Source organism: Candidatus Streptomyces philanthi (genome assembly GCF_059553635.1).
Genome location: NZ_JCANQV010000214.1, coordinates 1 through 10282 on the forward strand (window position 1 = coordinate 1; position 10282 = coordinate 10282).

Consider the following 10282-nt stretch of genomic DNA (forward strand, 5'->3'; position numbering starts at 1 on the left):
CCCGGCACCGGGCGCACCGCACGACGCGGCAGGTGCTCTTCTCCATAGCCGTCGGCCATCTCGTCCTCGGCTTCCTGGCGTTGCTGTACTACCTGGGGCGGCACGCGGGGACGTGAGGTGTGCTCAGCGGCCGCGGCAGGTGGCGGCGGCCGCGGTGCGCCGGGCGCGGGTGAAGGCCCGGGAGACCTGGACCAGCCAGCGGACGTCGGCGCGGTAGTCCTCGTCCGGGGGGCTGGTCAGCAGGACGGCGTCCGGGGCGGGGGGCGTGCCCGCGCCGCGGTGCCCGGTGGCCGCGAGCGCCACCGCGATCCGGGCCGCGACCTGCTCCGCCCGGTCCCGTCCGGGGGCGGCGTCGGCCAGGGCGCGGGCGGTGGCGGGGTCGATGCGCTGCCGCAGGGTGAGGGCGCCGTCGCGGATCTCGATCACACGGCGGTGCAGCTGGAAGCGGAGGTCGCGGACGGGGAGGACCCCGCCGCGGGCGGCGGGCAGCAGCGAGGACTCCGGGCAGGCGCGGTGGATGGCCCGCCACAGGGGGCGCAGCTGCTGGTAGGTGAGGAAGTCGGCGAGCCAGCCGCGGACGGCCGAGAGGTGCGGCCCCCACAGCGGCGCGGTCCAGCCGAGGACGTTGAGGGTGATGCCGACGGTGAGCGCGGAGCGGGAGAGGTCCGCCCAGGCCCGCGGGTCCCGGTCGAAGGGGACGAACAGCAGGTCGGCGAAGCGGCCGAGGGGATAGAGCAGGTCGACGGTCGAGCCGGCGCCGGCGATGAGCAGCCCGCGGCGGACCCAGCGGCCGGACGCCTGCCAGGCGTAGTACCAGCAGGTGTGCGCCACGATGGCCTTGCCGCTGATGAAGGTGGTCAGGTAGATGAGCTGGTACGTGAAGAAGTACGGCTGGTCGCCCGCGTGACGGAAGCGGTTGACGGGGGGCCCGTGCTGTCCGGCCAGCAGGAAGAGGACGGCGAGCGCGAGACCGATCCCGGCGAACAGCAGCAGCCGCCGCTTGATCCGGGGGCGCGCCCGGTGCCGGGGGTGGAGCCAGAGGGCGAGCAGGATCTGCTGGCAGGCGATCGTCGCGACGATCCACATCTGGACCAGCACCTGGTACCACGTCATCTCGCCGAACGGGTCCTCGCCGCAGCCCAGCGGGATGGAGAGGGTGAGGTAGACGCCCTGGCAGGCGAAGGAGGCACACAGGGCGATGAACGTCGGCTCCCGCCGCTTGCCGCGCAGGATGGGCAGCAGGGTGCTGCCGAAGGCGATCCAGCAGGCGAACGCGGCGAGCGGGTATCTGATGCCGGTCATCCTCACTCCCTGCGCGGCCAGTCGAGGGACCGGCCGATGCGGCCGAGGATGCTGTCGGGCGGTGGGAACGGCTCCTCGGCGCGGGCACCGGTGCGCAGCCGCTCGCCCAGGAGATACGCCATGAGTTCCGCCTCCTGCTCCTGCGCGTCGGAGTAGTTCTCGCGGTAGAGCAGGTCCTTGACCAGGGAGGGGTCGAGGTCGGGGAAGAGGCGTGCCGCGCCGTCGGCGCCGAGGTCGCCGGAGCCGTGGTGGCCGCAGACCATGTGGCCCAGCTCGTGGGCGATGATGTGCTCCTGGTGGTGCCGGCTGGTCCGGGCCTCGTAGAGCACGCAGTCGGTGTCGGGGAGAGGGAGCCACAGGCCGCACGGCCCCTGCCCGTCCATCGGGGCGGCCATCAGGACGATGGGGCGGCCGCGGCGGTTGCTGAGGTGGTCGCAGAGGGTTTGGAGGTCGTACGCGTCGGGGAGGCCGAGCAGGGCCAGCCGGGCGCGGCACGCGTTGCGCAGGGTCTGCATGCGCCGCCGCTGGGCGCGGCGGCCACGGGGTGCGGTGGGCATGCGGGGCTCTACTCCTCGGCGTCGGCCGACGGGGTGCGCTCCGTGGCGCGGGTACGGTCCTGGAGCGCGCTCACCTCGCGGATGATGCGGGCCAGGGAGCGGCGGCCGTTGTCGTCCATCCGCATGGCGCGCAGCGCGATCTCCCGGACCTCGGCGTTGCGCATCGCGGAGGCCAGCGCGAGCTGGGAGTCGACGCGTTCGGTGGTGACGTCGTCGAAGAAGTAGCCGACCGGCACCCGGAAGAACGCGGCGAGGGACTCCAGGTGGCGCTTGGTGGGGTTGTCCCGCTGTCCGGTGCGCAACTGCCACAGATATGTCTTGGAGAAGGTGGAACCGCTCAGCCGCGCGCAGCCGGACGCGACCTCCTCGTGCGAGTACTCCCGGCCGAGTGGCCGGATCGTGGTGAACAGTTTGTCGATCTTCTCGGCCAGTGAGGACATCGGGGCTCCTCGCGTACGCCCAGGTGGAACGCCGTTGGTGGGGGAGGTGCGGCTGGTTGACAGTGCGTGGTGTGGATCCTAGCGTGTGCGTCTTGTCAGCAGAGATGGACAGAGATGAAGTGGCGTTCGCTGAGGTGGACCAACCAACGACGGTTTCTGTCAAGGGTATTGACGGTCCCATTTCATCGGGCTGATCGCTGCAGGGGGAACCGGCACGTCATGAATGATCCGCAATTCCCGCCCGCCGGGGGGCGGTTGCCGGCGGGGAGCACGGGGCGCCGTCCGCGCTGTCCACGGACCGGGGCCGCTCACCCCGTCCGTACCGGGGCCCGGCCGACGGCCGCGGTGACCCCGTTCCCCTGGTCCGCCACACCGTGTGTTCGCCCGCGCGTCGGGTGCCGTTGACCCGTATCCCGCGCGCGTTATGGATGCTCGGTGCGTACCGCACCCCCGGCGATCCGGCGGGCCCGGTACGTGACGACATCTGATCTCTCGTGTGTCTGAGCGCTTCATCACCCCTCGGTGCGCAGAGGAAGGTGCCCATGTCCGATGTACTCGCCGGCCGAGAGCCGCAGTCCCTGGCCGGGACGGAACGACCGGCCGCCGCAACGGAATTCGTCCAGATCGGTTCGCTGTTGCCCTCCGACTCGCCGCGGCTGGCCGGAGAGATCGCCGAGCACGCGGAGGCGCTGGCGGAGAGCGGGGCGTCGTTACCACCCATCGTGGTGCACCGCCCCACGATGAGAATCGTCGACGGTATGCACCGTCTGCGGGCGGCCGTGCTGCGCGGCGCCCCCCATATCGAGGTGCGCTTCGTCGACGGCGACGAGAAGGACGCGTTCGTCCTCGCGGTCCGGTTGAACGCCGAGCACGGGATGCCGCTGTCCCGCAAGGACCGCACGGCCGCCGCCGCCCGGATCATCGAGAGCCATCCGCACTGGTCGGACCGGCGGATCGGCTCCGTCACCGGGCTCTCCCCGGGCGCCGTGGCCGCGCTGCGCAGCCGTTCGACCGGCCGGATCGCGCAGTTGAACACCCGCACGGGACGTGATGGGCGCAGCCGTCCGGTCAACGGCGCGGAGGGCCGGAGAACGGCGAGCCGGGTCATCGCGGAACGGCCGGAGGCGTCCCTGCGGGAGATCGCGCGCGAGGCGGGGGTGGCGCTCGCCACCGCACGGGACGTACGGGAACGGATGCGGCTGGGCCAGGACCCGGTGCCGCCCAAGCTGCGGGAGCTGGAGCGCAAGGCCGCCGGGCTCCCGCCGGAGAAGGACGTGCACGCCGTGCCGGCGGCGGGGGAGCCGCTCACGGGCACGGAGGGGGCCGCGGCGGCGGTGACGCGGGCGGTGCCGGTGCAGCAGCCGCGGCACCGCATGGAGGTGGCCCAGGCCATGATCACGGCGGCGGCGCCGTCCGTGGTGCCCGACGCCGCGTTCTCCAACATGTGCAAGGACCCGTCACTGCGCTTCACCGAGGCCGGGCGCGCGCTGCTGCACCTGCTGGGGACGCACGCCCTCGCGACCGACAAGCGCAAGTGGCTCGCCGACGGGGTGCCGGCCCACCGGCACGCCGATGTGGTGCGCGCCGCGCGGCGCTGCGCCGAGCAGTGGATGGCGTTCGCCGACGAGATGGAGCTGCGGGGCGTGGAGAGCTGCGGCCGGGCGGGCTGACCCCACGAGGAAACCGCCGCGGGGCCGTCCGTGCAGGAGGGCACGGGCGGCCGGACGGGGCGGCGGGCACCGTAACGGCCCGGCCGCCCGGTGCCCCCGGGGGAGCGCCGTCAGGAACGGTCGGTGACCAACCGCCAGATCATCCAGGCGTTCAGTCCGCTCCAGGCGGTGAAGGCGAGTGTCCGCACCCAGCTGACCGCCAGCAGGTGCGCGTGGGTCGCGGCGTCGAAGTGCTGGGCGAGGGCGTTGCGGTCGGGGGTGGCCACCGCGCCGGACAGCACCATGATGCCGGCGAGCAGCACCAGGAACACCACGACCACGGGCAGCGGCACCGTCCTCGGCCGTATCACCAGCATGACCAGGGCGGTGATCCCGGCCGTGAACAGCCCCGGCGCCAGCACCCGCCAGAACATGTGGTTGTGCTGGTCCATGTAGGCCGCGGACGCCGCGCCGCGCAGCCGGGCGACCATCGGGTAGTCCATGAGCTGGAGGGTCCAGACGAACCCCGTGGTGTAGACGACGGCGAGGGCGTGGAGGAGCAGGACGGCGGCGGAGGCGCCACGGGGGATCGGGGCCGCGAGCATGAGGACTCCTGGGACGTCGGAAGGGAAGAGGCCGCACGGCCCTGCGCCGTACGGCACGGGAGCCGCCCGGCGGCCGGGGCGCGGCCACCGGGCGGAGGACGGGCGTCAGGCGCCGCAGTGCGGCAGTCCCCCGGCGAACTCCGTCATCGCGGCGAACGCGGCGGGCCCGTCGAGCGGTGCGGCGGGCTCGGCGCCGCGCTCCTCCGCGTAGGCCCGTATCAGGTTCGCCACCAGCCGTTCGCTGTCGAGGAGTGCGCCGTACGGCCCGTGGCCCGCCGAGCGGGCGAGTTCCATCGGGGTCAGGCCCTCGGCCAGTCCCTCGCGGGCCAGCCTCCGGACGCGGCGCAGATAGCCGGTGTTGGCGTCGAGGAGTTCGGGGCCGCCGACCGGGCCGTGGCCGGGGACGACGTGCAGCGGCTCCAGGGCGCGCAGCCGGTCGAGGAGGGTGAGGGTGCCGGACACCGAGCCCATCAGCACGAACGGCGTCACACCGGAGAAGACCAGGTCGCCGGTGAACAGCACCCGCTGGTCGGGCAGCCAGACGACGGTGTCGCCGGAGGTGTGCCCGGGGCCGAGGTGCAGCAGTTCGGTGCGCGGGCCGCGGAAGGCGGGGGTCATCCGGTGCCGGAACGTGACCGTGGGCAGGGTCAGTTCGATCCGTCCCCACTGGACGTCGGGCCACAGGGTCTTCATCACCAGGCCGTGCTCGGCCATCTCGGCGGCGGCGTTCTCGTGGGCGACGATCTCCGCCTCGTCGGCGAAGAACTGGTTCCCGAAGGTGTGGTCGCCGTGGCTGTGGGTGTTGACGACCGTGCGGACGGGCCCGGTGGACAAGGTCCGCACCGTCTCGTGCAGCCGGCGGGCCCGCGCCTCGGTCGCCGCGGTGTCCACCACCAGCGTGCCGTCCGGGCCGGTGAGGATGCCGGAGTTGTTCAGGCACCAGCCGCCGTCGGGCTGGAGGTGGGCGTGGACGTTCTCGTCGAGGGTGACGAGGGAGGGCGCGGGTGACGGCGTCGGAGCTGCCATGGAAGAAGTCCCGTTCTGAGGTCGGGGTCGGTGTCAGTCGTCCGCCGCGGTGACGTCCAGGGCCGTCGTCCAGCGCTCCGGCCGCGCGGTCGCCAACTCCCGCAACGGCCGGGCGCGGCGGCGGAATTCCTCGCTGCCGACCGCGGCGTCGAGCGATGCCTCGTCGTCCCAGACCGCGATATTCACATAACGCAGCGGATCGTGTGCGTGACGGCACAGCCGGTGATACCGGAATCCGGGCTGCCGACGCATCCATTCCGAAACCCTATGAAATTCTTCCTCGAAACGCTCCGGGGTGCCGTGAACGTCGAAGGAATTTATGAGAGTAAGCATTTTCAGCCTTCCTGATCACCTTTTACGGCCGGGATTCGCCTACACTGGGCCCGTTCTTTCTTCCTGCGTGCCGGCCCTGGTGTCCCACACCGCCCGTCCGGGGTGCGCGGATTCCCGTGACCGATGACGACGGGCCGAATGCTTCCGTACGTCCGGCCGGCCGGACGGGGCATTCCGGTGCGCGGGGCACAACGGGGAGGCATGGAAATGACCCTGGAAATCCGTATGCTCGGCCCGCTGCGCGTGACCGCAGCCGGGCAGGATGTCGTGCCGAGCGCCCCCAAGCCGCGCCAGCTGCTGGCCCTGCTGGCGGCCCGCGCCGACGAGACCGTCTCCACGGACTCGCTGGTGGACGAGGTGTGGCAGGGCCGCCCGCCGAGCAGTGTGGTCACCGCCGTGCAGACGTACATCGTGCAGCTGCGCCGCGGGCTGACCCGGGTGCTGGGTGCCGAGGAGGCCCGCCGGGTGCTGTCCTTCGAGGGCTGGGGCTACCGGCTGTCGGCCGGTGGCGGGGCGCACGACGCACGGGAGTTCTCGCACTGCGCCAAGCTCGGGCAGCGGGCCCTGGCCGCCGGGGACGACGGCAGGGCGGCGGTGCTGCTGCGCCGCGCGCTCCACATGTGGCGCGGGCCGGTGCTCGCCGACATCAAGGCCGGGCCGCAGCTCACCGCGCAGCGCACGGCCCTGGCCGAGGACCGGCTGACGGCGCTGGAGCAGCGGGTGGAGGCCGATCTGCGGCTCGGCAGGCACCATGAACTGCTCGGTGAGCTGACCGGACTGACGCTGCAACACCCGCTGCACGAGAACCTGCACGCCCTTTTCATGATCTCCCTGTACCGGGCCGGCCGCCCGGCCCAGGCGCTGGAGTCCTTCCGTTTGCTGCGGCGCAATCTCGGCGACGAACTGGGCATCGATCCCTCGCCCCGGATGTGGGGGCTCCAGCAGTCCATTCTCACCGCCGACGCGGCACTCCAGCCGAGCACCGGATCACGGCTGTTCCCTCTTCAGTTGTGATCTTCCGCGGTTCCTCTTCCGTACGGCACCGGAAATCCGCCGCGGCGGACGTCCCGGAATGCCGGAATTCCTGTGCGGCGCCCGGACGGGGGGCCGGGCGCCGCGGCCGAGGGCGCGGCCCGAAAGCCGCGAATGCCAGGGGCGGTCGGTGACAACGAGCGCCCCGCCTGGCACAGTTAACATGGAAACTACGTGTGATCGAGACTAGAGGGAAGAGGGTTGGCATGTCAACGGAGGAAGCGGCCGGTGAGACCGCTCCGCTCGGGGTCGTCCCGGCCGCCGTACTGCGCCCGGGATTCCAGGCATGGCTGGCCCTGGTCCACTCCTACGGATCGGTCGCCAAGACCCTCGACCGCCGGCTGACCCGCGAACTGGGCATGTCGCTGGCCTGGTTCGAGGTCCTGGTGCTGCTGCACACCGCCCCCGAGGGCCGCCGCAGACTGCTCGAACTCTCCCGGCTGCTCGTCGTCTCCAAGGCAAGTGTCAGCAAACTGACCGACCGTATGGAGAGCGCCGGACTCGTCCGCCGGCAGACCGCGCCGCACGACCGCCGCGCGGTCTACGCCGTCCTCACCCCCGCCGGGCGCGAGGCCCTCGCCGAGGCGCTGCCCGTCCAGGTCGCCAACGTCGAGGACTGCTTCTCCGGTCTCCTCGACGACCGCGACCACGCCGACCTCGTCCGCATCCTCGGCAAGATCAGCGCCCACTACGAGGGCGGCGACGCCTCGGCACCCAGCACCCCCAGCACCGCCCTGCTCCACGAGGCCGCGGCGGCCGGCCGCCGCACCCATCCGCTGCGCCCCGCCCGCTGACCCGCGCCCGTCTCAGGTCCGCGCCCCCGGCGCCCGGCCCTCCGCGAACGCCTTGGCGTGCTCCAGCGTCACCCGGCTGTTCGCCCCCAGCGCCCGGCGCGCGTACGCCCGCGCCTCGGCGAGACCCGCGCCCTCCCCGAGCACCGGCACCACCGACTCCGGCCGGACGACCACGGTGTGCCGGGACGTCACCGCCACCCCCGCACCGGACGGTTCCACCCGCCACTCGCCGGTGTGGACCGCCAGCAGCGGCGGCAGCACCACCTGCTTGTACACGATCCGCCGCCCCGGCAGCCCGACGCGCACCGACCGTGTGGTGTGCGCCGCGCCGTCCGCCGTCACCGTGTCCATCTCCATCGTCTGCACCTGCCCCTCGGTCTCCGTCAGCTCCATACGGGAGACGTGCGGCAGCCGCTGTGGCCACTCCTGCGCCCGGTAGAGGAAGCCGTGCACGTCCGCGGCGTCGCCCGCGACGTGCACGGTGTCCTCGAACGTCAGGGTCGCCGCGGCATGGGCCGCCGGGTCCTCGGCCACCGCGCGCAGCGACTCCAGCTCCGTGACGCTGTTGCGGTCGGTGACCTCGTCGATCCAGGCCAGCGCCGCCGGGTCGTCGTCCACCGCCCGGTAGTGGTGCTCCAGCACCACCTCGCAGCGGTCCGGTCCCAGCGACTCGATCACCCAGGCGCCGCCCATCGCCGCGACCGGCGGCTGCGAGACCTCCTGCCGGAAGCCGATCCGCAGCGCCCCGGGCCGCAGCGTGCGGCGGGACGTCCAGGTCTTGACGGTGTCCCCGGCCAGTGCCCAGATCCGCAGCCGTTCCGTGCCCGCGCCGTCCGCCCCGCCGGTGTGCTCCAACCGCTCGACGTGCAGCGTCGGCCGGAAGCGCACCGGCCAGCCGGCGGCGTCCGCGAGCAGTCCGTACACCGCCCGCGCCGGGGCGCCGACGACGATGCTGTGCCGTACCTGCTTCATCCCGTTCCCCTTGTGTCAGTAGTTGCCCAGGCCGCCGCAGACGTTCAGCGCCTGCGCGGTGACGGAGGCGGCCCGGTCGGTGGTCAGATAGCCGACCAGACCGGCGACCTCCCGCGGCGTCGTGTACCGGCCGAGCGGGATCTTGGCCTCGAAGCGGTCGAGGACGGCCTGCTCGTCCGTGTCCCAGATCCGCGCGTAGTGGGCCCGCACCCGCTGCGCCATCGGCGTCTCCACATAGCCGGGGCACACCGCGTTGACGGTGATCCCGCTGCCGGCCAGCTCCAGCCCCAGCGCCTTGGTCAGCCCGACCACGCCGTGCTTGGACGCCGAGTAGGGCGCGCCGAGGACGACGCCCTGCTTGCCCCCGGTGGAGGCGATGTTGATGATCCGGCCGCGCGTCTTGTCGCGCATCCCGCCGGTGGTCAGTACCTCGCGTGTCATCAGGAAGACGCTGTTGAGGTTGGTGTCGATGACGTCGTACCAGGTCTCGTCGGCCAGCTCGGCGGTGATGCCGCCGCCGCTGCGGCCGGCGTTGTTCACCAGCACGTCGACGGTGCCGTAGCGCGCCACCGCCGCCGCGACGAACGCGCCGACCTGCGTGCGGGAGCGGACGTCGCAGGGCGCGCCGTCCACGTCGAGGCCGCGGGCGCGCAGCGCCGCGAGCGTGGTGGTGAGCCGGTCCTCGTCGCGGGCGCACAGGAACACCCGGGCGCCGGCCGCGGCGAGTTCCTCGACGACGGCGAGGCCGATGCCGCTGGTGCCGCCGGTGACCACGGCGACGTCGGAGTGCGGTGCGGTCATGTCGTTCTCCAGGGGTGAGTGCGGGGACGGGAGGTCATGCGGAGGGCGCGAGCGGGGAGCGGTTGGCCAGTTCCAGCAGCAGCCGGGGCGTCACCGCGGCGGCCACGTCCTCCTCGGACAGCGACACCTCCAGTTCCCGCTCCAGCCGGGCGGAGGTCTCCAGCAGCGCCAGGGAGTCGTAGCCGAGGTCGGCGAACGGTGTGTCGAGGATGTCGCCGTCCAGGTCCACGGCCTCGTCCTCACCCGCGCACTCGCGCAGAATCCGGGTCAGGTCGGTCAGGGTCAGTTCACGTCCGGTCATCTCTGCCTGCTTTCCGTACGGTTCGGATACGAAGATCAGTCCGCGGCGCGTACCACCGCGGCCGCGTTGAAACCGCCCCGGCCCCGGGCGACCACCAGCGCGCACCGCACCGGCAGCGGACGCGCCGTGTCCCGGACCAGGGCGACGGGACAGTCCGCCGCGAGCGTGCGGACATGCAGCGTCGGGGGGACGACGGCGTCCCGGACCGCCAGCAGCGCGGTGGCCGTGTCCAGCGCCGCGGCCCCCGAGTACAGCCGCCCGGTCATCGTCTTCGGCGCGGTCACCGGCACCGGCCGCCCGCCGAACACCCCGGCCAGCGCCTCGGCCTCCTGCCGGTCCAGCTCCCGCACCCCCGCCGCGTCGGCGAACACCACGTCCACCTCCTCCGGCAGGGCCCCGGCGTCGTCCAGGGCGCCGCGCACCGCGCGCCCCAGCCCCGGCGGCCGCCCGGAGCCCGGCGCCGGATCGAA

At 72.9% G+C, this 10282-nt stretch carries 13 protein-coding genes; 3 read left to right on the top strand and 10 right to left on the bottom strand.

Going from position 1 to position 10282, the window contains the following annotated elements; genetic code table 11:
• Positions 1 to 123: 123 nt before the first annotated feature.
• The 3 genes from AC51EU_RS21755 to AC51EU_RS21765 are packed head-to-tail and all read right to left on the bottom strand — an operon-like array spanning position 124 to position 2299.
• Entirely contained in the window at positions 124 to 1302 is a 1179-nt protein-coding gene (locus AC51EU_RS21755; protein WP_496268703.1) for an MAB_1171c family putative transporter, read from the bottom strand.
• A gap of 2 nt (positions 1303 to 1304) precedes the next feature.
• Positions 1305 to 1859 (bottom strand): toxin, encoded by a 555-nt coding sequence (locus AC51EU_RS21760; RefSeq protein ID WP_496268704.1) that lies wholly within the window; start codon positions 1857 to 1859, stop codon positions 1305 to 1307.
• Positions 1860 to 1867: 8 nt separating this feature from the next.
• Positions 1868 to 2299: an XRE family transcriptional regulator gene (locus AC51EU_RS21765; RefSeq protein WP_496268705.1), complete on the bottom strand. Its 432-nt coding sequence runs from the start codon at positions 2297 to 2299 to the stop codon at positions 1868 to 1870.
• Positions 2300 to 2841: 542 nt separating this feature from the next.
• Between AC51EU_RS21765 and AC51EU_RS21770 the strand changes: the two genes are divergently transcribed.
• Positions 2842 to 3969, top strand: coding sequence for a ParB/RepB/Spo0J family partition protein (locus tag AC51EU_RS21770; protein ID WP_496268706.1), 1128 nt, complete (start codon positions 2842 to 2844; stop codon positions 3967 to 3969).
• Between the two features lie 110 nt (positions 3970 to 4079).
• Here the strand turns inward: AC51EU_RS21770 and AC51EU_RS21775 are convergent, their stop codons facing one another.
• The 3 genes from AC51EU_RS21775 to AC51EU_RS21785 all read right to left on the bottom strand — a co-directional run bounded on the left by AC51EU_RS21775 (position 4080) and on the right by AC51EU_RS21785 (position 5912).
• The gene (locus AC51EU_RS21775; protein ID WP_496268707.1) at positions 4080 to 4553 is read right to left on the bottom strand and encodes a hypothetical protein; all 474 of its coding nucleotides are present in this window, start codon (positions 4551 to 4553) and stop codon (positions 4080 to 4082) included.
• 105 nt (positions 4554 to 4658) lie between these two features.
• A complete protein-coding gene (locus AC51EU_RS21780) occupies positions 4659 to 5579 on the bottom strand; it encodes an MBL fold metallo-hydrolase (protein ID WP_496268708.1) in 921 nt (306 codons plus the stop codon).
• Between the two features lie 33 nt (positions 5580 to 5612).
• The gene (locus AC51EU_RS21785; protein ID WP_496268709.1) at positions 5613 to 5912 is read right to left on the bottom strand and encodes an antibiotic biosynthesis monooxygenase family protein; all 300 of its coding nucleotides are present in this window, start codon (positions 5910 to 5912) and stop codon (positions 5613 to 5615) included.
• A 207-nt stretch (positions 5913 to 6119) separates the two neighbouring features.
• On the opposite strand from AC51EU_RS21785, the gene AC51EU_RS21790 reads away from it, so the two are divergent.
• The gene (locus AC51EU_RS21790) at positions 6120 to 6926 is read left to right on the top strand and encodes an AfsR/SARP family transcriptional regulator (protein WP_496268710.1); all 807 of its coding nucleotides are present in this window, start codon (positions 6120 to 6122) and stop codon (positions 6924 to 6926) included.
• A gap of 224 nt (positions 6927 to 7150) precedes the next feature.
• Positions 7151 to 7738, top strand: a complete 588-nt coding sequence (locus AC51EU_RS21795; RefSeq protein WP_496268711.1) for a MarR family winged helix-turn-helix transcriptional regulator — start codon at positions 7151 to 7153, stop codon at positions 7736 to 7738.
• A 12-nt stretch (positions 7739 to 7750) separates the two neighbouring features.
• Here AC51EU_RS21795 and AC51EU_RS21800 read toward each other — a convergent pair whose 3' ends face one another.
• The 4 genes from AC51EU_RS21800 to AC51EU_RS21815 form a co-directional block, all read right to left on the bottom strand.
• Positions 7751 to 8710: an aromatase/cyclase gene (locus AC51EU_RS21800; RefSeq protein WP_496268712.1), complete on the bottom strand. Its 960-nt coding sequence runs from the start codon at positions 8708 to 8710 to the stop codon at positions 7751 to 7753.
• Between the two features lie 15 nt (positions 8711 to 8725).
• Positions 8726 to 9511, bottom strand: coding sequence for an SDR family NAD(P)-dependent oxidoreductase (locus AC51EU_RS21805; protein WP_496268713.1), 786 nt, complete (start codon positions 9509 to 9511; stop codon positions 8726 to 8728).
• A 34-nt stretch (positions 9512 to 9545) separates the two neighbouring features.
• The gene (locus AC51EU_RS21810) at positions 9546 to 9812 is read right to left on the bottom strand and encodes an acyl carrier protein (protein ID WP_496268714.1); all 267 of its coding nucleotides are present in this window, start codon (positions 9810 to 9812) and stop codon (positions 9546 to 9548) included.
• Between the two features lie 35 nt (positions 9813 to 9847).
• Positions 9848 to 10282, bottom strand: a 435-nt coding sequence (locus AC51EU_RS21815) for a beta-ketoacyl-[acyl-carrier-protein] synthase family protein (RefSeq protein ID WP_496268715.1), incomplete at its 5' end; no start/stop codon positions are given.